Below are 18,774 nucleotides of genomic sequence, written 5' to 3'. Positions count from 1 at the left end.
TGCGCGTGGGCATACAGATGAACCGTCCCGTTGATTTCAAGACCCGGCCGCAACTGGCGCTGGAGTCCTACCTGGACGCCTTGCTCCAGGACGCCACCGAGGACATGCCGGAACCGATTCTGATCCTCGATGAAGTCATCGAGCCTGAACCTGCTGCCCTGGACGAGTTTCAGTTGGCGGTCCTGGAAGAACAGGCCCGTGATGCGTTGGTGGTTCCCGTAGCAGTTCCTGTACCGGTTGCTGTGCCCGTCGAGCCTGTGGTGATTGCGCCTGTAGTGGTGGAGCCGGTGGTTGAGGTTCACCTCCCGCCGAGCATCACGCCGCCGCCGGTACAGGGCGACGGTCGCCCGGTGTGGGCTGCGGAGCCGTTCGAATGTTTGCTGTTCGATGTCGCCGGGCTGACCCTGGCGGTGCCGCTGGTGTGCCTGGGGTCGATCTACTCCCTGGAAGGCCAGGAGTTGACGCCGTTGTTCGGCCAGCCGGATTGGTTCCTCGGGATCCTGCCGAGCCAGCAGGGCAACTTGAAGGTATTGGACACCGCGCGTTGGGTGATGCCCGACCGCTACCGCGATGACTTCCGCCAGGGCCTGCAATACGTTATTTCGGTCCAGGGCTACGAGTGGGGGCTGGCGGTGCATCAGGTCAGCCGCTCATTGCGCCTGGACCCGAACGAAATCAAATGGCGCAGCCACCGGGGCCAGCGGCCATGGCTGGCGGGCACTGTGATCGAACACATGTGCGCGTTGCTGGATGTCGCCGAACTGGCGGAGTTGATTGCCAGCGGCGCGGTAAAAGCCATGCCGCTGAACAAACGCACTTGATAACAAGCAGCAGCGCTACGGCGCTGCCCAAGAACACACACCGTAACCAACGGTATTTGAAGGGGTCTGGAGTATGAACAAGTCAGTGTCCGCACAAGGTCTGGTGGATGATCCAATCCTGCAATGGGTCACCTTCAAGCTGGACAACGAGTCCTACGGCATCAACGTGATGCGTGTGCAGGAAGTGCTGCGCTACACCGAAATCGCTCCGGTTCCGGGTGCCCCAAGCTATGTGCTGGGCATCATCAACCTGCGCGGCAACGTGGTGACCGTGATCGACACCCGCCAGCGTTTTGGCCTGGTGCCGACCGAAGTCAACGACAACACCCGCATCGTGATCATCGAAGCCGACAAGCAAGTGGTCGGGATCATGGTCGACAGCGTGGCGGAAGTGGTTTACCTGCGCCAATCCGAAGTCGAGACTGCGCCGAACGTCGGCAACGAAGAATCGGCCAAGTTCATCCAGGGTGTCTGCAACAAGAACGGCGAACTGCTGATTCTGGTTGAGCTGGACAAGATGATGAGCGAAGAAGAGTGGCAGGACCTGGAGAATATCTGATTGTTTCTTGAGGTAGCGGTGATCGTCCTGGCCATCCTTTGGGCCGGGACCCTGGGCTTCCTGCTGCGTTATGTTCGCCAGCAACGGGAATTGGCCACTCGACAAGTCGAGCGCGACGCTGTGCGCGACCGGCGGATCCTGGAGCTGGCCAAGCGGGTCGACCACTTCCAGCAAAGTGCGGTGCGTGTGGGTGATGAAGTGCACGAGCTGCGTTCGGTGCTGGCGCCGTTGCCGGACAAGCTGTCGGCACTCGAGCAGCGTGACCCGTCGAGCCTCTCATTCGCCCAGGCGGCGAAGCTGGTGGGCATGGGCGCCACGGTGGATGAGCTGACCCAGTCCTGCGGGTTGACCCAGGCTGAAGCGCAGTTGATGAGCCGGTTGCACAAGGACAGCTGAAGGTTACGAGCTGCAAGCGCTATTGCTTGCAGCTTATAGCCGGTGCCGGTTGCTCAGCCATTCGGCCATGGTCGAGTCCTCCAAAGCATATTCACCACGGTTGGCTTTCCAGACCAACTCCTTCTCCCGCAGCACTTCCAGTGCTTTCTGCACGTTTGGTGTGCTGGCGTTCGGCTCGACCTGGGCCTGTTCCAGCTTGCGGTTCACATCCTGGAAGGTTTTCTCCGCAAAAGGCGAGAACGCCTGCTTGCCCAGGGTTCGTTCGCCCATCACTTCAAGTACCGCCTGTTGCAGCGGCGAGAGGTCGTTGTAGGCGCTCTCGTAGTCGCTCCAGATGCCGGCCTGGTGATTGAGTGCCCCGGTCCTCAGCAACTCGCCAAGGTTGCTGGCCTCGCCAAGACCCACGCTCACTTCGGTCAGTAGTTTGTTGAGCATTTCCGGGCGCCGGCCAACGAGCTGGAAGGCATAGTCCATGTCCTCCAGGTTGAACTGGTTGGTCGCGGCCAGGCGCTGGTTCCAGAGGTCCGTCACGAACTCGACGAAATCCCGGCTCAACAGCGGGAACGGTGTGATGTGGGCGCCGAAGAACGGTTGTTTGCTCTTGAGTACCAGGTTGGCCAGTTTGTCCCGGCTGGAGCCGGTGAAGACCAGGCGCAGGCCATCGGCCGTGCTGCTGCCGTTGAGATGATCCCGTGCCGCCTTGAGGGCGAACATGGCGTTCACCCCGCCTTCGCTGTTGAGGGCGTGCTGGGCCTCGTCCACGATCAGCACGATCATTTGCCCCGAGACCTGGTGCAGCACGTCTAGGGCGTGGCTGAGCGTGGTGCCGGCGGGCAGTTGAGGCTTGGTGAAATCCCAACTCAGGGTGCGCAGCAGGCTGATCTTGTCGATACCGGCTTTCTTGGCCGCCTTGCTCACTGCGCTTTCGAACTCGCCCAGGGCTTTGCCGATAGCGCCGGAGATCAGTTCGGCGGGGTCGACTTCGCGGTTCATCCACAGGTCCACGTACACCGGCAGCCAGCCCCGGGCCTTGCACTCGGGGATAAGGTCGTTGCGCAGGAACGTACTCTTGCCGGTACGGCGCGGAGCCGCGAGGAACATGCCGGAGCTGTAGTCGGCAAATGACTCGCCTGCCAGATCACGGGCGAGCGCTTCGGCGAGTAGCTTTCGACTGAGAATCGGGCGGGTAGGGCTCATGGGTTTATCCTGAACTATCGGGTTAGGGATAATCTATACCTCGAAAGATATAATTGCTATACACCACCCACCGCAACTGATCATTCCCACGCTCTGCGGGGGAATGCATCCCGTGACGCTCCGCGTCACCCCTGCGCAAGACTTGAACGTTGCAGCGCCGGTTGGACGCGGAGCGTCCGAGGCGGCGTTCCCACGCAGAGCGTGGGAACGATCAGCCGGCTCCCACCTTAATAATCGTCGCCTCTTTCCGTCACATCCCGCTCCACCGGCCCCGCGTCCGGGTCGTAGCCCACCGGGAACTTGCCCTTCAGCGTCCAGGCAAACGCGATGATCTCGGCGACGGTGCGGTACAACTCTTCCGGGATGCTGTCGCCCAACTCCATGCGTGCCAGTAATTTGACCAGCTCGGCATTTTCGTAAATCGGGACTTCGTTCTCCCGGGCCAGCTTGAGGATGGCTTCGGCCAGGGCATCGTCGCCCTTGGCGGTCAGGGTCGGCGCTTGTTGCCCGTCGTATTTGAGGGCGATGGCCTGGCGGGGCGGGTTGGGGTTTTTCATGCGGTTTCATCCACCCAGCGTTGTTCAAGCCCGGTTTTCGGGCCCCGTGGCGGGGTGCCGAGGTGGCAGTCGAGGTCGCCGACGTTGAGTCCCGACGACACCAGGCGCTCGCGCAGGCTGCCCAGGTGGCTTTCGATCAGGCTGGCGGTGAAGGGCCGGGTCGCCCACAACTGGCTCGACAGTTTGCCCTGGCTCAGTTGCGCCTGGACCTGCAACGGGCCGAGCGGCTCCATGTCGAGCGCCATTTCCACGCGCCAGAGCATTTGCTTGGGATCCTTGCTGTCCTTGCGTTCCGGCTGTTCCTTGTCGGGCGCCGGTTCTTCCCGCTGGAACTTGACCTGCAACGGCACGATGTCCTGCAAGGTGCGCATGGGGATTTCCAGCTGCCAGGTGGTCAAGAGCTTGCCGTCGGCGGTGGTACCGGTCTGCTCCAGGCTCGACAGCTGATGGCTTTGCAGGCGGGAGATGGCCCCGGCGGCCAGGCGCAGCAGGTTTTCCAGGTCACTTTCACCTTCCAGGCGTTGCATCAGCCGATCGGGCAGCGGAAAGCCTGCGGGCGCCTGCCTGGCGCCGACCTGGCCGAGGGTGCCCAGCGGGCTGCGTACGAAGCTGGGCAGCAATTGCGCCAGGGTGTTGGCAGCGAGGATCGCATTCAGATTGGTGCTGGCGGGCAGGGATGGCAGCAGGTCGGCGACGAAGCGCAGCAGCGCGCCTTTCATGTCCAGCGGCGGTATCTGCGGGTTTTGCCCGGCCAGCAACTTGGCTTCGAGGAAGGTCCCGCTGTTCTGGATCAGTTGCGCCAGCACCTTGGGGTTGCTGGCCTGGGCCAGGTCGGGCAGGCCGGCGAGCAAACGCTCGGCGGCGGCGCGCAGGTCGGCCCCGGTGCTGTCGCTGCTGGTCGCCGGCAGGCTTTGCAGCGCGGTGAACACCACGTCCAGCGAGCCCTGGCGGCTTTGCTGGGTGGAGAGTTGCTGGGCCACGGCCAATTGGTCCTGGCGCCCGCTCAGCGGTACAAAGCTCAAGGTCTGCGCACTTTGCACCACGGCGCTGAGCAGGCTGCCGACGCGCAAGGGCTGCGGGCTTTCGACGGTCAGGGTCGCGCCGCTGAGGACGTTATTGAGCACCGACACCAGTGAGCGATACACCACCGGCTGGTTGGCGCCCTGTGGCAGCGCCTGGGTGGTCAGCACCTTGCCTTGCAGCAGGGTGCCCACCGGTAACTGGCTGGTATCGATACGCGTCAGCGCGGCGACGCTGGAACTCAGGGCCTGCTGCAGGCTGATGGACAAATTGCCCGACGGCGTCTGGCTGACTTCCACCTGGGTACCCAGCGGCAGCGGCTGGCTGCTGCTGGCCTGCACCAGGGTTTGCCGGCCGCCTTCCAGGGTCAGCTTGAGCAGCAACTGAAATGCATCGCCGCCTTGTTTCAGTGCCAGCACCTCGGCATTTACGGTTTTTCCGGGGTCGATCAGGCCGGTCTGCGGCTCCAGCAGTTTCAGCAACTCGCCCGCTGCAGGCGCGGGCGCAGGCCCGGCCGGAAGCGTCGGGGGGAGCGTGGGAAGATTGATCTCACCGGTCATCGTGCGCGCCGTCTCAGGGGAAATTGCCCTCTTTAGAGTAGGGCATCACATGTATAATGCCGCCCGTCTTCAAAGAGAGCGTTAAAAACAACACAACTGATTGATCCAGCTCTCTAAAAACGGTCGCCAAAGCAGTTAATGTGCATCTCTTTAACGGCCGTTCCACCGCCGACTTGAACCGTAAAGGCCCGCGATCTCTTGACCAGCCCTCTTCTAGAAGCCGTAGCGCTCGCCTGTGAACGTGACCTGCGGATGCTGTTCGAACACCTCGAACTGCGTCTGGCGGGCGGCGACATGGTGCAGGTCAGCGGCCCCAACGGCAGCGGCAAGACCAGCCTGTTACGCCTGCTGGCCGGTCTGATGCAGCCGACGGCGGGGGAAGTGCGGCTCAACGGCAAACCGTTGCACGAGCAGCGCACCGAGCTGGCGCGCAACCTGATCTGGATCGGCCACGCCGCCGGAATCAAGGATGTGCTTACCGCTGAAGAAAACCTCAGTTGGCTCAGCGCCCTGCATCATCCCGCCAGCCGCGAGGCGATCTGGCAGGCGCTGGCCGCGGTTGGCCTCAAGGGTTTCGAAGACGTTCCCTGCCACACCCTGTCCGCCGGCCAGCAGCGCCGCGTGGCCCTGGCCCGTTTGTATCTCGACGGCCCGCCGCTATGGATTCTCGACGAACCCTTCACCGCCCTCGACAAACAAGGCGTTGCCCAATTGGAAGAACACCTTGCCGCGCACTGCGAGCAGGGCGGCATGGTTGTCCTGACCACTCACCACACCTTGACGCGCATGCCTGCCGGTTACCGCGACCTCGACCTGGGCCGGTGGGCGGTATGAGCGTATTTGCCCTGTTGGTCGCCCGCGAAGCGCGGTTACTCTGTCGCCGTCCGGCCGAATTGGCCAACCCGCTGGTGTTCTTCGCGATTGTGATCGCGCTGTTCCCGTTGGCGGTGGGCCCCGAGACTAAACTGTTGCAAACCTTGTCTCCGGGACTGGTCTGGGTGGCGGCGCTTTTGTCAGTCCTGCTCTCGCTGGACGGGCTGTTTCGCAGTGATTTTGAAGACGGTTCCCTCGAACAGTGGGTCCTTTCGTCGCACCCCCTGCCACTTCTGGTATTGGCCAAGGTACTGGCACACTGGGCGTTTTCCGGCCTGGCGCTGGTATTGCTCGCGCCGCTGCTGGCGATGATGCTGGGGTTGCCCACCGAATGCCTGCCGGTGTTGCTCCTTTCCTTGTTGCTTGGCACGCCGGTTCTCAGTCTACTGGGCGCCGTAGGTGCGGCACTGACCGTCGGTTTGAAACGCGGTGGCCTGTTGTTGGCCCTGCTGATCCTGCCTTTGTATATCCCGGTGTTGATCCTGGGCAGCGGCGCGTTGCAAGCCGCGCTCCAGGGCATGCCGGCGACCGGTTACCTCCTGTGGCTTGGCAGCCTGGCCGCCCTGGCGGTAACCCTGACACCCTTTGCTATAGCGGCTGGCCTGAAGATCAGCGTCGGCGAATAATGAGGTCTGGTTAAGCGATAGAACCTTAACCAGTAAAGACCCTAAGCTTCTCGCAACGACGAGAAGCAACCGTGATGGAAACAGCATGAACTGGACCTGGTTTCACAAGCTCGGCTCGCCCAAATGGTTTTACGGCATCAGTGGCAAACTGCTGCCGTGGTTGAGCATCGCCGCGGTATTGCTGATCGGCATCGGCCTGGTCTGGGGCCTGGCCTTCGCGCCGCCGGACTATCAGCAAGGCAACAGCTTTCGCATCATCTACATCCACGTGCCTGCCGCGATGCTGGCCCAGTCCTGCTACGTGATGCTGGCGGTGTGCGGCATCGTCGGCCTGGTGTGGAAGATGAAGCTGGCGGACGTCGCCCTGCAATGCGCCGCGCCCATCGGTGCCTGGATGACCGCCGTGGCGCTGGTCACCGGTGCGATCTGGGGCAAGCCGACCTGGGGTTCGTGGTGGGTCTGGGATGCGCGGCTCACCTCGATGTTGATCCTGCTGTTCCTGTACTTTGGCCTGATTGCCCTGGGCAACGCCATCAGCAACCGTGACAGCGCCGCCAAGGCCTGCGCGGTGCTGGCGATCGTCGGCGTGATCAACATCCCGATCATCAAATACTCGGTGGAGTGGTGGAACACCCTGCACCAGGGCGCCACCTTCACCCTCACCGAAAAGCCGGCAATGCCCGTGGAAATGTGGGCGCCGCTGCTGCTGATGGTGCTGGGGTTCTACTGCTTCTTCGGCGCCGTGCTGCTGCTGCGCATGCGCCTCGAAGTGCTCAAGCGTGAAGCCCGCACCAGTTGGGTCAAGGCCGAAGTGCAAAACAGCCTGGGAGCCCGTGGATGAGCTTCAACTCTTTCAGTGATTTTCTCGCCATGGGCCATCACGCCCTGTACGTCTGGACGGCCTATGGCATTTGCCTGGCGGTGCTGGCCCTCAACGTCGCCGCGCCGATCCTGGCCCGCAAGCGTTACCTGCAACAAGAGGCGCGTCGTTTGCGCCGGGAGACCGAAAAGTGAATCCGCTGCGTAGAAAGCGTCTGTTGATCATCCTGGCCATCATGGCCGGTGTCGGCATTGCCGTGACCCTGGCCCTGAGCGCCCTGCGGGAGAACATCAACCTGTTCTACACCCCGACCCAGATCGCCAACGGCGAAGCGCCGCTGGACACCCGAATCCGTGCCGGTGGCATGGTCGAGAAAGGCTCGTTGCAACGCTCCGGCGACTCCCTGGACGTCAAGTTCATCGTCACCGACTTCAACAAATCCGTGACCATCACCTACCGCGGCATCCTCCCGGACCTGTTCCGCGAAGGGCAGGGCATCGTTGCCCTCGGCAAGCTCAACGCCGACGGCGTGGTAGTGGCCGACGAAGTGCTGGCCAAGCACGATGAAAAATACATGCCGCCGGAAGTCACCAAGGCCCTCAAAGACAGCGGTCAATCCGCCCCGACCCCCGCCAAGGAGGGCTAAGTCATGACGTCCGCACTGTTTATTCCGGAGCTGGGCCAGCTGGCGATGATCCTCGCCCTGTGCTTTGCCATCGTCCAGGCCGTGGTCCCGTTGCTGGGCGCCTGGCGCGGTGACCGCCTGTGGATGAGCCTGGCCCAGCCGGCTGCCTGGGGCCAGTTCGCCTTTCTGGTATTCGCCTTCGGTTGCCTGACCTACGCCTTCATGACCGACGACTTTTCTGTCGCCTACGTCGCCAATAACTCCAACAGCGCCTTGCCCTGGTACTACAAGTTCAGCGCCGTGTGGGGCGCCCACGAAGGTTCGTTGCTGCTGTGGGCATTGATCCTCGGCGGCTGGACCTTTGCCGTCTCGATCTTCTCCCGCCAACTGCCGCAAGTGATGCTGGCCCGGGTGCTGGCGGTGATGGGCATGATCAGCATCGGCTTCCTGCTGTTCCTGATCATGACCTCCAACCCGTTCACCCGCATCCTGCCGCAGATCCCGGTCGACGGGCACGACCTCAACCCGCTGCTGCAAGACATCGGCCTTATCGTACACCCGCCGATGCTCTACATGGGCTACGTCGGTTTCTCGGTCGCCTTCGCCTTCGCCATCGCCGCCTTGCTCGGCGGGCGTCTGGATGCGGCCTGGGCGCGCTGGTCGCGGCCGTGGACCATCGTCGCCTGGGCATTCCTCGGCATCGGCATCACCCTGGGCTCGTGGTGGGCCTACTACGAACTCGGCTGGGGCGGCTGGTGGTTCTGGGACCCGGTGGAAAACGCCTCCTTCATGCCCTGGCTGGTGGGCACCGCGCTGATTCACTCGCTGGCAGTCACGGAAAAACGCGGCGTGTTCAAAAGCTGGACCGTGTTGCTGGCCATCGCCGCGTTTTCCCTGAGCCTGCTGGGTACGTTCCTGGTGCGTTCCGGCGTACTGACCTCGGTGCACGCGTTTGCCTCCGACCCGGAGCGCGGCGTGTTCATTCTGATCTTCCTGCTGTTCGTGGTCGGCGGCTCCCTGACGCTGTTCGCCCTGCGTGCGCCAGTGGTCAAGAGCCACGTGGGCTTCAACCTCTGGTCCCGGGAAACCCTGCTGCTGGGCAATAACCTGGTGCTGGTGGTGGCGGCCTCGATGATTCTGCTCGGTACCCTGTACCCGCTGGTGCTGGATGCCCTGAGCGGCGCCAAGCTGTCCGTCGGCCCGCCGTACTTCAACGCGCTGTTCATCCCGTTGATGGCGCTGCTGATGGTGGTGATGGCGGTCGGCGTACTGGTGCGCTGGAAAGACACCCCGGTGAAATGGCTGGTGGGCATGCTCACCCCGGTACTGCTCGGCAGCGCCGCGCTGGCCGTGATCGCCGGTATTGCCTACGGCGACTTCAACTGGGCCGTGCTTGCCACCTTCATGCTCGCGGCCTGGGTATTGCTGGCCGGTGTACGCGACCTGATCGACAAGACCCGCCACAAAGGTTTGATCAAAGGCCTGCCGACCATGACCCGCAGCTACTGGGGCATGCAGGTCGCCCACATCGGCATCGCCGTGTGTGCGTTGGGCGTGGTGTTGTCCAGCCAGAACAGTGCCGAGCGCGACCTGCGCCTGGCGCCCGGCGAGTCCATGGACCTGGCCGGTTACCACTTCATTTTCGAAGGCGCCAAGCACTTCGAAGGGCCGAACTTCACCTCCGACAAAGGCACCGTACGCGTTGTGCGCAACGGTAAGGAAATCGCCGTGCTGCACCCGGAAAAACGCCTGTACACCGTGCAAAGCTCGATGATGACCGAAGCCGGGATCGACGCCGGTTTCACCCGCGACCTCTACGTCGCCCTGGGTGAACCGTTGGGAGATGGCGCCTGGGCCGTGCGGGTCCACGTCAAACCGTTTGTGCGCTGGATCTGGTTCGGTGGCCTGCTCACCGGCTTCGGTGGTTTGCTGGCAGCGATGGACCGGCGCTACCGGGTCAAGGTCAAGAGCCGGGTGCGTGAAGCCCTCGGTCTGCAAGGAGCGGCGGTATGAAGCGTTGGTTGATGGTGTTACCGCTGGCGGCGTTTCTGGTGGTGGCGGTGTTCCTGTATCGCGGGCTGTACCTGGACCCGGCCGAGCTGCCGTCGGCCATGATCGGCAAGCCATTTCCGGCGTTCTCGCTGCCGACGGTGCAGGGCGACAAAACCCTGACCCAGGCTGACTTGCTGGGCAAACCGGCACTGGTCAACGTGTGGGGCACCTGGTGCATTTCCTGCCGCGTGGAGCATCCGGTGCTGAACAAGCTGGCGGAGAAGGGCGTGGTGATCTACGGCATCAACTACAAGGACGACAATGCTGCCGCCCTGAAGTGGCTGGCGGAATTCCACAACCCGTACCAGCTGGATATCCGCGACGAAGACGGCAACCTCGGGCTGAACCTTGGTGTGTACGGCGCTCCGGAAACCTTCTTCATCGACGCCAAGGGCGTGATCCGCGACAAGTACGTGGGCGTGATCGACGAAGTGGTGTGGCGCGAGCAACTGGCCGCCAAGTACCAGGCGCTGGTGGACGAGGCCAAGCCATGAAGCGTTGGTTAGCCGCCGCGGTATTGGGCTTGAGCATGGTCGGCGTGGCCCACGCCGCCATCGACACTTACGAATTTGCCAAGGACGGAGACCGCGAGCGTTTTCGCGAACTGACCAAGGAGCTGCGCTGCCCCAAGTGCCAGAACCAGGACATCGCCGACTCCAACGCACCGATCGCCGCCGACCTGCGCAAAGAGATTTTCCGCATGCTCGGCGAGGGCAAGGACAATCAGCAGATCATCGACTTCATGGTCGACCGCTACGGTGACTTCGTGCGCTACAAGCCGGCGCTCACCGGCAAGACAGCGCTGCTGTGGTTCGGCCCCGCCGGGTTGTTGCTCACAGGCTTAGTCGTTATGGCGGTGATTGTGCGCCGCCGTCGTGTCGCCCCGGCCGATGGCTCGGACTCGCTTTCCGTCGATGAGCGTCAACGCCTCGACCAACTGCTGGACAAAAAAACTGATGATTGATTTCTGGCTCGCAGCAGGTCTGCTGCTTCTGATTGCCTTGAGTTTCCTGCTGATCCCGGTGTTACGCGGCCGCCGTGCCCAGCTTGAAGAGGATCGCACCGCGCTGAACGTGGCGCTGTATCAAGAACGTGTGGCGGAACTGCAAACCCAGCAGACCGAAGGCGTGCTGGATGCGGCCCAGCTGGACAGCGGGCGCGCTGAAGCAGCCCGTGAGTTGCTGGCGGATACCGAGGGTGTGGAAAAACCCCGGGAATCGCGCCTCGGCAAACCGTTGCCGTTGCTCGCGGCGTTTCTGGTGCCGGTGCTGGGCGTGGCGCTGTACCTGCATTACGGTGCCAGCGACAAGGTCGAACTGACCCGCGAATTCTCCCAGCCGCCGGTGTCCATGGAAGACATGACCCGCCGCCTGGAGCGCGCCGCAGCGGCCCAGCCGGATTCGCCGGAAGGCCTGTACTTCCTCGGTCGCGCCTACATGGCCCAGGACCGTTCCGCCGATGCGGCGAAAATCTTCGAGCGCACCGTGGCCCTGGCCGGTCGCCAGCCCGAGTTGCTCGGCCAGTGGGCCCAGGCCCAGTACTTTGCCGACAACAAACAGTGGTCGCCCAAGGTCCAGGCCCTGACCGACGAAGCACTGAAACTCGACCCGAAGGAAGTCACCAGCCTCGGCCTGCTGGGCATCGCCGCCTTTGAAGGCCAGCGTTACCAGGAAGCGATCGACTACTGGAACCGCCTGCTGGCGCAACTGCCACCGGACGACAATTCCCGTGCCGCGCTGCAAGGCGGGATCGACCGGGCCGCCGAGAAGCTCAAGGAGAGCGGCGGTAGCGTGGCGCCCGTGAAGGCAGAAAAACAGATGCAAGTGCGGGTGGACCTGGCCGCCGATGTGAAGGCCAAGGCCCTGCCGACCGACAGCGTGTTCATCTTCGCCCGTGCCGTCAAAGGCCCGCCTGCGCCATTGGCGGCCAAGCGCGTGACCGTGGCCGACCTGCCGATCACCGTCGAGCTGGGCGACAGCGACGCGATGATGCCGCAGTTGAAACTGTCCAACTTTCCCGAAGTCCAACTGGTTGCGCGCATATCCCGGGCAGGTGTTCCCACAGCTGGCGAGTGGATCGGCCGCAGCCAACCCCTGGCCAGCAGCACCACTGCGCTGCAGCAGCTGACCATCGACAGTCCGGACCAATAATTCGAGGAAATGCCCATGACCGCTATCGCACGTATCACCCTGCTCAGCCTGGTACTGGGGTTGAGTGCTTGTGCGGTCCATCGGCCTCCGTCGCCTACCGGGCCGACTATTCCACCGACAGGGCCGTCGACCCAGCCGAGCACACAGCCCTCGGGCCCGGTGATCAAGCCGTCGAAGCCGGTGCCGAGCTCCTCGCCGACCTTCGCACCGCCACCGGGTGCGGCCAGTCACTGGGACGGGAAGATGCAGGTGTACGTGCTGGACGAACAGCCGGATACGTTCTACCGCCAGCGCACCTACTACCGCTGGAGCAACGGCTGGAGCCGGTCCATCAGCCCGAACGGGCCTTGGGAAGAGACCGATGTCCATGGCGTACCGCCGGGGTTGAGCAAGCAGTACGCGCAATGAAAAAAGGCGACCTTCGGGTCGCCTTTTTCATGGCTGGTTTGGAATACAGTCCACCCAACAACAAAGCTCAAATGTGGGAGCGGGCTTGCTCGCGAATACGGCGTGTCAGCCAACAAATCGGGCACTGATATACCGTATTCGCGAGCAAGCCCGCTCCCACATTTTGAATCTCGTTTGATTTGAAATTACGCCAGCTCCTCAGTCTGCCTGGGCGCGCTTGTCCAGTGGACCACCCCGGCAATCACCCCCAGCATCACCCCAAACTCCACAATCCCCATCCAGCCCAACCGCGCCATCAACCAGCCGCTGACTGTCGCCCCCACCGCACCGCCAAAAAACGTCGCCGTCATGTACAAACTATTGATGCGGCCCTGGGCTTTCGGGTCCACCGCAAACGCCCGGGTCTGGTTGGAAACCAGGCCCGACTGCACGCCGATATCCAGCACGATCACCCCCAGCACCAGCAAGATAATCGAAGTCTCGGCACCCGCCAGCAGCAGGAACGCCAAGGTCACAATCCCGATACTCGCCCCAATCACCTTGCGCGAACCCAGCCTGTCGGAAGCCCGCCCACCGAGCGACGCCGCCAACGCACCCGCCGCACCGATAATCCCGAAGCCACCTGCCCAGGCACTGCCCAATTGCCATGGCCCATGAGCCAACAGTGCTGCCAGATTCACCCAAAACGCATTGAAGCAAGCCCACAACAACGCCTGCACCATCATTGATTGGCGAATTGGGCTGTTGTCGCGCATCAGCGGCCACAGCGAAGCCAGCAGGCGAGGGTAGGACAGGTTGGTGCTCGGCACGCCTTGTGGCAGCAGCCTGGCGGCACCGATCCACACCGGGATCATGAAGGCCGCCTCCATCGCGTACACCGCCCGCCAGCCATAAGCCTCACCGACTACGCCGGCGATCGTGCGCCCGAGCAGGATGCCGACCATGATCCCGCTGACCACCGTGCCCACATTGCGCCCGCGTTCGTGGGGCTGCGACATCACCGCCGCGAACGGCACCAGTTGCTGCGGCACACAGCTCACAATCCCCAAGCCGAAAGACGCCCCGATCAGCGCCCAGATGCCCGGTGAAAACGCCGCCGCCAGGGCGAAACAGAACGCCAGGGCGATCTGCCCCAGCACCAGCTTGCGGCGGTCAAAACGGTCGCCCATCGGCAGCAGCAACGCCAGCCCGGTAGCAAAACCCAGCAGGGCGGAACCGGCCACCAGATCCACGGTGGTCACGTCCACGCCCATGTCCGAAGCGATCAGCGGCAGGATCGGCTGGGTGCAGTAAATATTGGTAATCACCGCGCCGGCGATCACCGCCATCATGATGATCTTGCCGCGCGGCGCGACCGCAGGCGCTGTGGAAGGTTGGGATGTCATCGGCAGGCCACTCACGGCGCTCTCCTTCAATGCAGATCTCCGGGAAGGAGATGAGTGGCCAACGTTACGCACTCGCGCTTATCAGGATAATCCCCTAGGATTTGGAATCATCCTTCCAGAATTTGATAGGTTGCCATGAACCGTCTTGAATCCATGTCCATCTTCGTTGCCGTGGTTGATGCAGGCAGCCTGACCGCTGCGGCGCGGCGCCTCGACATGCCGCTGGCCAGCGTCAGCCGCAAGGTGGCTGAACTTGAGACGCACCTGAAAACCCGCCTGCTGCACCGCACCACGCGCCAGCTGTCGTTGACCGATGCCGGCGCCTCTTACCTCGACGCGTGCCGGCGCATTCTTGAAGACATCAGCGAGGCCGAGCGCGCGGCCACTGGCGAATATTCCCAGCCCCGGGGCGAACTGGTCGTTACCGCGCCAGTGGTCTTCGGGCGGCTGCACATCGTGCCGGTGGTGGCGGAATTCCTCGCGCAGTACCCGGAGATCGACATCAACCTGATCCTCACCGACCGCGTCGTGCATCTGATGGAAGAGCATTGCGATGTGGCGGTACGCATCGGCGAATTGCCCGACAGCTCGCTCAAGGCCATGCAGGTGGGCACGGTGCGGCGGGTGGTGTGTGCCAGCCCGGCGTACCTGGCCGCTCGCGGTGTACCGGCCGAACCCCAGGACCTGGCGGAACATGACTGCATCACCTTCGAAGTGCTGGCGTCCCAAGGGGCGTGGGGATTTGGCGCGGGTAAAACCGGGCTCTCGGTACCGGTGCATTCGCGGTTGTCGGTGAACACCGCAGAAGCGGCGATTGCAGCGGCGACGTTAGGAGTGGGGGTGATTCGGGTGCTGTCGTATCAGGTGGCGGATGCGCTGCGGGAGGAGGCGTTGGCGGTGGTGCTTGAGGCGTTCGAGTCGGCGCCGCTGCCCATCAGTTTGGTGCATAAAGGCCAGTCACCGTTGCCGCTGAAGTTAAGGGCGTTTATGGATTTTGTGATGCCGCGATTGCGCGCCCGCATCGCTCAATAACACCGGGCAGTTTGAACCTGATGAAAATCAAAATGTGGGAGCTGGCTTGCTCGCGAAAGCGGTGGATCAGTCACCCGATGTATTGACTGACCCTCTGCATTCGCGAGCAAGCCCGCTCCCACATTGGATTTATGTTGCCAGTTGGATTTCGGTTTTGATCAGGCCACCGGGCACTCTCGATCCAGCGCTCTATCCACCAACAACAATCCCAACTCCAGCAGTTGTTGCATCGCCAATACCAGGCTGCGGTCTTTGCCATCAATGTTTTCGGAAAGGTCCAACGCCATTGCATTGGCAGACTGGAGTGTTTCGTAGGCGTTGCTCAGCAGTGCTTCCGTTTCAACGTTGGCTGATACGGTGAACAGACTGAAGTGGTTTTTTTCATTGGTGGACGCTTTGGTTTCGGCGGGTTTCAGGTAGTGATCGATGGCCCGCTGGGCGGCGTCCTGAAGCTTGTTTTTTTCAGACTTGGAGCCAGACGTTTCTGGCGGATTAGGCGTGACCTTGTACATGCAATGACTCTCCATTCAGTGGGAGCTCACCACATCTGCGACCAAGCAGGTGGGTGGCGAGCTGTACGCAGGTTGGTCGACCAGGGAATGGAAACCCGGCAGGGCCAGGGCCCTCCCACGCACAGCTCGCCATAAAGCGAACACGATAATGCCGCTTGCGCGGCACTGTGCGCCATTCTAACCCGGGCGACCAAACCCGATCGCTGATGAGCAGCGACTTGGAGAGGCTAGCGGCGAGTTAAGGCTGCTGCAAGCCATAGAGATCGTAGGAAAAATCACCGATTTACCGGGATCTTGATTATTCCTGAAGCGATACTTCGGCAAGGCGCGGCTTTAGAAACTCCAGGGCATCTTTAAAGACCTGATGCCACTCTTCTGACGGTTCGCTCGCCAGCGGGTGCCAGAAGAACTGGAACTCGTGGCCGCCATCATCCTCTGCAAAATGGGTCCAGGTATCTGGCAGGTCTTCAGGGATCAGGCATTGATGAAAGGCCCATGTATGCCCCGTGGACGCTGAGTGCCAAGTGCCCAGGTCACGTATCACCTTGCCGGTTATCCCGGCCTCTTCAAGCAACTCTCTAACTGCCGCAGCCTCGGTACTTTCGCCAGGCTCCAAGCTGCCCTTGACCAGTTGAAGACCTGCCAGTGGGTGTTTGAAGGCGAGGATTTCCAGGGATTGGCGGGTTCGCAGGATGACCGGACATGCCTTGTCTTTTCCCATCACGTTGTCCTTTTGCACATATTGGCGGCCAGCTATTGCACCACAGTCCGGCACATTTCCAATGCCGGGCGAAGACCTTGTGGCGAGGGAGCTTGCTCCCGCTGGACTGCGAAGCAGGCCCAAGTCAGCCACTTCAGTACATCTGACAGACCGTGTCACCCAGGCTTGGGGCCGCTGCGCAGCCCAGCGGGAGCAAGCTCCCTCGCCACAGGTTAGGTATGGATCGTTCCCACGCTCTGCGTGGGAATGCATCCCGTGACGCTCCGCGTCACCACTGCGCAAGACTTCAATGGACGCAGAGCGTCCGAGGCGGCATTCCCACGCAGAGCGTGGGAACGATCAACGTCCTACAGCTACTTCCAACCTTTCATCAAACCTTCATCAAACGGTTTTACCCCAGTCATGTGCAAGTCATAGGGCTGACACAGCCCGCGCCTACTGTCGTTTGAACTCAAACGCAGCCACGGATGGCTGTTCAACCAGACAGAGAAGCCCATGACTCCAGCTATCCATGTCGATCATCTGAACAAGACCTTTGCGAAGAAATCCGCGCTGGTCGACCTCGAACTCACCGTTGCCACCGGTGAGATGGTCGCGCTGATTGGCGCTTCCGGCTCCGGCAAGTCCACCTTGCTGCGCCACCTCGCGGGCCTGGCCTGTTGCGACAAGAGCAACGGCGGCAGCGTCAAGGTGCTGGGCCGGGAAGTGCAGGCCAGCGGGCGGTTGAATGGCAAGGTGCGGCGCCTGCGCGCCGACATCGGCTACATCTTCCAGCAGTTCAACCTGGTCAACCGCCTGAGCGTGCTCGACAACGTACTGCTCGGTTGCCTGGGCCGCATGCCGCGCTGGCGCGGCAACCTCGGTTTGTTCAACACCGAGGAAAAACAGTTCGCCATGGAATCCCTGGCCCGCGTCGGCCTGGCAGACCTGGCCAGCCAGCGCGCCTCCACCTTGTCCGGCGGCCAGCAGCAACGCGTGGCAATCGCCCGCGCTTTGACGCAACGCGCCGAAGTGATCCTGGCGGATGAACCCATCGCCTCCCTGGACCCAGAGTCGGCGCGCAAGGTCATGGAGATCCTCGCCGACATCAACGGCCGCGACGGCAAGACCGTGGTGGTCACCCTGCACCAGGTCGATTACGCCATGCGTTATTGCCCGCGAGCCGTGGCGCTCAAGGGCGGGCGGATTCACTTCGACGGCCAGGCCAGCGAGCTGAGCAGCCAGTTCCTCAACGATTTGTACGGTGCCGATGTCGACACCAGCCTGATGTTTTCCGACCAGACCCGCACACCCGTCGTCCCCGCACGGTTGGCCCTGGCCCGCGCTTGAAACCTTACTAACGACCCACAGGAATCCTCTCCATGTTGAACCGTATCGGTCATGTGTTTCTGTCTGCCGTGCTGCTTGCCAGCGTGGCCATGGGCACTGCCCAGGCCGCCGACAAGGCGATCAATTTCGGCATCATGTCCACCGAGTCTTCGCAGAACCTCAAGAGCATCTGGCAGCCCTTCCTGGATGACATGCACAAGAAGACCGGCCTCACCATCAACGCCACCTTCGCTTCCGACTACGCCGGCCTGATCCAGGGCATGCGCTTCAACAAGGTCGACGTGGCCTGGCTGGGCAACAAGGCCGCGATGGAAGCGGTGGACCGTTCCAACGGGGAAATCTTCGCCCAGACCGCCGCCGCCAACGGGGCTGCCGGTTACTGGAGCGTGCTGATCGTGCGCAAGGACAGCCCGATCAACAACGTCGATGACATGCTCAAGAACGCCAAGAACCTGACCTTCGGCAACGGTGACCCGAACTCCACTTCGGGCTACCTGGTACCCGGCTACTACGTGTTCGCCAAGAACCACGTCGACGCCGCCACCGCCTTCAAGCGCACCCTCAACTCCAGCCATGAAGTCAACGCATTGAGCGTGGCCAAGGGGCAGTTGGACGTCGCCACCTTCAACACCGAAAGCTGGGACCGCCTGGAAGTCACCCAGCCGGACAAGGCCGCCATGCTCAAGGTGATCTGGAAGTCGCCGCTGATCCCGGCCGACCCGATGGTGTGGAGCAAGGCCCTGAGCGACAGCGAGAAGACCAAGATCCGCGACTTCTTCGCCAACTACGGTGACACCGACGAAGAGAAGGCCGTGCTGAAGAACATGCAACTGGGCAAGTTCCTCAAGTCCAGCGACGACCAGCTGTTGCCGATCCGCCAACTGGAGCTGTTCAAGCAGCGCACCACCATCAGCGCCGACGACAAGCTGGAAGCGGCTGACAAGGCCAGGAAGCTCGCCGACATCGACGCCGACCTGGCCAAGCTGCAAGAGCGCATCACCGAACTGGACAAGAAGACCGCAGCCAACGGCTAACCCCCTGTAGGAATCGGGTTCATGTGGGAGCGGGCTTGCTCGCGAATTCGGTGTGTCATTCAACGCATCCGGCGACTGAGTCACCGCATTCGCGAGC

Annotated in this window: 22 protein-coding genes; 16 read left to right on the top strand and 6 right to left on the bottom strand. The window is 62.3% G+C overall.

Features of this window, described 5'->3' with window-relative positions; translation table 11 throughout:
- Positions 1–17: 17 nt before the first annotated feature.
- The 3 genes from V6607_RS24010 (at position 18) to V6607_RS24000 (ending at position 1,776) form a co-directional block, all read left to right on the top strand.
- A complete protein-coding gene (locus V6607_RS24010) occupies positions 18–821 on the top strand; it encodes a CheW domain-containing protein (RefSeq protein ID WP_003210642.1) in 804 nt (267 codons plus the stop codon).
- A 73-nt stretch (positions 822–894) separates the two neighbouring features.
- Positions 895–1,380, top strand: a complete 486-nt coding sequence (locus tag V6607_RS24005; protein WP_003210641.1) for a chemotaxis protein CheW — start codon at positions 895–897, stop codon at positions 1,378–1,380.
- Positions 1,381–1,776 (top strand): DUF2802 domain-containing protein, encoded by a 396-nt coding sequence (locus tag V6607_RS24000; RefSeq protein ID WP_003210640.1) that lies wholly within the window; start codon positions 1,381–1,383, stop codon positions 1,774–1,776.
- 33 nt (positions 1,777–1,809) lie between these two features.
- On the opposite strand, the gene V6607_RS23995 is transcribed toward V6607_RS24000, so the two are convergent.
- The 3 genes from V6607_RS23995 to V6607_RS23985 all read right to left on the bottom strand — a co-directional run bounded on the left by V6607_RS23995 (position 1,810) and on the right by V6607_RS23985 (position 5,110).
- Positions 1,810–2,973, bottom strand: coding sequence for a hypothetical protein (locus tag V6607_RS23995; RefSeq protein WP_102369668.1), 1,164 nt, complete (start codon positions 2,971–2,973; stop codon positions 1,810–1,812).
- Between the two features lie 227 nt (positions 2,974–3,200).
- Complete coding sequence (locus tag V6607_RS23990; RefSeq protein WP_003210638.1) at positions 3,201–3,530, bottom strand: EscU/YscU/HrcU family type III secretion system export apparatus switch protein; 330 nt, start codon at positions 3,528–3,530, stop codon at positions 3,201–3,203.
- Positions 3,527–5,110, bottom strand: coding sequence for a flagellar hook-length control protein FliK (locus V6607_RS23985; protein WP_032899324.1), 1,584 nt, complete (start codon positions 5,108–5,110; stop codon positions 3,527–3,529). The genes V6607_RS23990 and V6607_RS23985 overlap by 4 nt, the downstream gene beginning before the upstream one ends.
- Before the next feature lie 198 nt (positions 5,111–5,308).
- Here V6607_RS23985 and ccmA point away from each other — a divergent pair, with 198 nt between their 5' ends.
- The 10 genes from ccmA (at position 5,309) to V6607_RS23935 (ending at position 12,664) form a co-directional block, all read left to right on the top strand.
- Positions 5,309–5,944 (top strand): cytochrome c biogenesis heme-transporting ATPase CcmA, encoded by a 636-nt coding sequence (gene ccmA, locus V6607_RS23980; protein ID WP_023659260.1) that lies wholly within the window; start codon positions 5,309–5,311, stop codon positions 5,942–5,944.
- Positions 5,941–6,609, top strand: a complete 669-nt coding sequence (ccmB, locus tag V6607_RS23975) for a heme exporter protein CcmB (RefSeq protein ID WP_003210635.1) — start codon at positions 5,941–5,943, stop codon at positions 6,607–6,609. The genes ccmA and ccmB overlap by 4 nt, the downstream gene beginning before the upstream one ends.
- A gap of 85 nt (positions 6,610–6,694) precedes the next feature.
- Positions 6,695–7,450: a heme ABC transporter permease gene (locus tag V6607_RS23970; protein ID WP_003210634.1), complete on the top strand. Its 756-nt coding sequence runs from the start codon at positions 6,695–6,697 to the stop codon at positions 7,448–7,450.
- Positions 7,447–7,623 (top strand): heme exporter protein CcmD, encoded by a 177-nt coding sequence (gene ccmD, locus V6607_RS23965; protein ID WP_008434788.1) that lies wholly within the window; start codon positions 7,447–7,449, stop codon positions 7,621–7,623. Before V6607_RS23970 ends, ccmD begins: the two co-directional genes overlap by 4 nt.
- Positions 7,620–8,075: a cytochrome c maturation protein CcmE gene (gene ccmE, locus V6607_RS23960; protein WP_008434786.1), complete on the top strand. Its 456-nt coding sequence runs from the start codon at positions 7,620–7,622 to the stop codon at positions 8,073–8,075. Before ccmD ends, ccmE begins: the two co-directional genes overlap by 4 nt.
- 3 nt (positions 8,076–8,078) lie before the next feature.
- On the top strand, positions 8,079–10,067 hold the full coding sequence (locus V6607_RS23955) for a heme lyase CcmF/NrfE family subunit (RefSeq protein ID WP_003210631.1): 1,989 nt from the start codon (positions 8,079–8,081) through the stop codon (positions 10,065–10,067).
- On the top strand, positions 10,064–10,600 hold the full coding sequence (locus V6607_RS23950) for a DsbE family thiol:disulfide interchange protein (protein ID WP_008434782.1): 537 nt from the start codon (positions 10,064–10,066) through the stop codon (positions 10,598–10,600). Before V6607_RS23955 ends, V6607_RS23950 begins: the two co-directional genes overlap by 4 nt.
- Complete coding sequence (locus tag V6607_RS23945) at positions 10,597–11,070, top strand: cytochrome c-type biogenesis protein (protein ID WP_003210629.1); 474 nt, start codon at positions 10,597–10,599, stop codon at positions 11,068–11,070. The genes V6607_RS23950 and V6607_RS23945 overlap by 4 nt, the downstream gene beginning before the upstream one ends.
- The gene (gene ccmI, locus V6607_RS23940; protein ID WP_134327106.1) at positions 11,063–12,256 is read left to right on the top strand and encodes a c-type cytochrome biogenesis protein CcmI; all 1,194 of its coding nucleotides are present in this window, start codon (positions 11,063–11,065) and stop codon (positions 12,254–12,256) included. The genes V6607_RS23945 and ccmI overlap by 8 nt, the downstream gene beginning before the upstream one ends.
- 15 nt (positions 12,257–12,271) lie before the next feature.
- Complete coding sequence (locus tag V6607_RS23935; RefSeq protein WP_134327105.1) at positions 12,272–12,664, top strand: hypothetical protein; 393 nt, start codon at positions 12,272–12,274, stop codon at positions 12,662–12,664.
- Positions 12,665–12,849: 185 nt separating this feature from the next.
- Here V6607_RS23935 and V6607_RS23930 read toward each other — a convergent pair whose 3' ends face one another.
- Positions 12,850–14,049, bottom strand: a complete 1,200-nt coding sequence (locus tag V6607_RS23930) for an MFS transporter (RefSeq protein ID WP_087694340.1) — start codon at positions 14,047–14,049, stop codon at positions 12,850–12,852.
- A 135-nt stretch (positions 14,050–14,184) separates the two neighbouring features.
- Here V6607_RS23930 and V6607_RS23925 point away from each other — a divergent pair, with 135 nt between their 5' ends.
- Complete coding sequence (locus V6607_RS23925) at positions 14,185–15,081, top strand: LysR family transcriptional regulator (protein ID WP_166742178.1); 897 nt, start codon at positions 14,185–14,187, stop codon at positions 15,079–15,081.
- 158 nt (positions 15,082–15,239) lie between these two features.
- On the opposite strand, the gene V6607_RS23920 is transcribed toward V6607_RS23925, so the two are convergent.
- Positions 15,240–15,593, bottom strand: a complete 354-nt coding sequence (locus tag V6607_RS23920; RefSeq protein WP_087694315.1) for a DUF6124 family protein — start codon at positions 15,591–15,593, stop codon at positions 15,240–15,242.
- Positions 15,594–15,891: 298 nt separating this feature from the next.
- The gene (locus tag V6607_RS23915) at positions 15,892–16,314 is read right to left on the bottom strand and encodes an NUDIX domain-containing protein (RefSeq protein ID WP_102604693.1); all 423 of its coding nucleotides are present in this window, start codon (positions 16,312–16,314) and stop codon (positions 15,892–15,894) included.
- Positions 16,315–16,809: 495 nt separating this feature from the next.
- On the opposite strand from V6607_RS23915, the gene phnC reads away from it, so the two are divergent.
- Both phnC and phnD read left to right on the top strand, forming a co-directional pair.
- Complete coding sequence (gene phnC / locus V6607_RS23910) at positions 16,810–17,643, top strand: phosphonate ABC transporter ATP-binding protein (RefSeq protein ID WP_087694468.1); 834 nt, start codon at positions 16,810–16,812, stop codon at positions 17,641–17,643.
- Positions 17,644–17,675: 32 nt separating this feature from the next.
- Positions 17,676–18,677 (top strand): phosphonate ABC transporter substrate-binding protein, encoded by a 1,002-nt coding sequence (phnD, locus tag V6607_RS23905; protein WP_003210622.1) that lies wholly within the window; start codon positions 17,676–17,678, stop codon positions 18,675–18,677.
- The last annotated feature ends 97 nt before the right edge of the window (positions 18,678–18,774 follow it).

The organism is Pseudomonas sp. KK18, assembly GCF_037094675.1.
Taxonomy (GTDB): domain Bacteria; phylum Pseudomonadota; class Gammaproteobacteria; order Pseudomonadales; family Pseudomonadaceae; genus Aquipseudomonas.
The sequence above is the reverse complement of the archived record's forward strand: the minus strand, read 5'-3'. Positions and strand labels throughout refer to the sequence as shown.

What these genes read in the sequence shown, in the direction of transcription:
- V6607_RS23915 (WP_102604693.1), bottom strand. Translation starts at nt 16,314, where the DNA reads ATGGGAAAAGACAAGGCATGTCCGGTCATCCTGCGAACCCGCCAATCC.
- V6607_RS23990 (WP_003210638.1), bottom strand. Translation starts at nt 3,530, where the DNA reads ATGAAAAACCCCAACCCGCCCCGCCAGGCCATCGCCCTCAAATACGAC.
- ccmI (WP_134327106.1), top strand. Translation starts at nt 11,063, where the DNA reads ATGATTGATTTCTGGCTCGCAGCAGGTCTGCTGCTTCTGATTGCCTTG.
- ccmD (WP_008434788.1), top strand. Translation starts at nt 7,447, where the DNA reads ATGAGCTTCAACTCTTTCAGTGATTTTCTCGCCATGGGCCATCACGCC.
- V6607_RS23925 (WP_166742178.1), top strand. Translation starts at nt 14,185, where the DNA reads ATGAACCGTCTTGAATCCATGTCCATCTTCGTTGCCGTGGTTGATGCA.
- phnC (WP_087694468.1), top strand. Translation starts at nt 16,810, where the DNA reads ATGACTCCAGCTATCCATGTCGATCATCTGAACAAGACCTTTGCGAAG.
- V6607_RS24010 (WP_003210642.1), top strand. Translation starts at nt 18, where the DNA reads ATGAACCGTCCCGTTGATTTCAAGACCCGGCCGCAACTGGCGCTGGAG.
- V6607_RS23995 (WP_102369668.1), bottom strand. Translation starts at nt 2,973, where the DNA reads ATGAGCCCTACCCGCCCGATTCTCAGTCGAAAGCTACTCGCCGAAGCG.
- V6607_RS23985 (WP_032899324.1), bottom strand. Translation starts at nt 5,110, where the DNA reads ATGACCGGTGAGATCAATCTTCCCACGCTCCCCCCGACGCTTCCGGCC.
- V6607_RS23945 (WP_003210629.1), top strand. Translation starts at nt 10,597, where the DNA reads ATGAAGCGTTGGTTAGCCGCCGCGGTATTGGGCTTGAGCATGGTCGGC.
- V6607_RS23920 (WP_087694315.1), bottom strand. Translation starts at nt 15,593, where the DNA reads ATGTACAAGGTCACGCCTAATCCGCCAGAAACGTCTGGCTCCAAGTCT.
- V6607_RS23970 (WP_003210634.1), top strand. Translation starts at nt 6,695, where the DNA reads ATGAACTGGACCTGGTTTCACAAGCTCGGCTCGCCCAAATGGTTTTAC.
- V6607_RS23930 (WP_087694340.1), bottom strand. Translation starts at nt 14,049, where the DNA reads ATGACATCCCAACCTTCCACAGCGCCTGCGGTCGCGCCGCGCGGCAAG.
- V6607_RS23950 (WP_008434782.1), top strand. Translation starts at nt 10,064, where the DNA reads ATGAAGCGTTGGTTGATGGTGTTACCGCTGGCGGCGTTTCTGGTGGTG.
- phnD (WP_003210622.1), top strand. Translation starts at nt 17,676, where the DNA reads ATGTTGAACCGTATCGGTCATGTGTTTCTGTCTGCCGTGCTGCTTGCC.
- ccmB (WP_003210635.1), top strand. Translation starts at nt 5,941, where the DNA reads ATGAGCGTATTTGCCCTGTTGGTCGCCCGCGAAGCGCGGTTACTCTGT.
- V6607_RS23955 (WP_003210631.1), top strand. Translation starts at nt 8,079, where the DNA reads ATGACGTCCGCACTGTTTATTCCGGAGCTGGGCCAGCTGGCGATGATC.
- V6607_RS23935 (WP_134327105.1), top strand. Translation starts at nt 12,272, where the DNA reads ATGACCGCTATCGCACGTATCACCCTGCTCAGCCTGGTACTGGGGTTG.
- V6607_RS24005 (WP_003210641.1), top strand. Translation starts at nt 895, where the DNA reads ATGAACAAGTCAGTGTCCGCACAAGGTCTGGTGGATGATCCAATCCTG.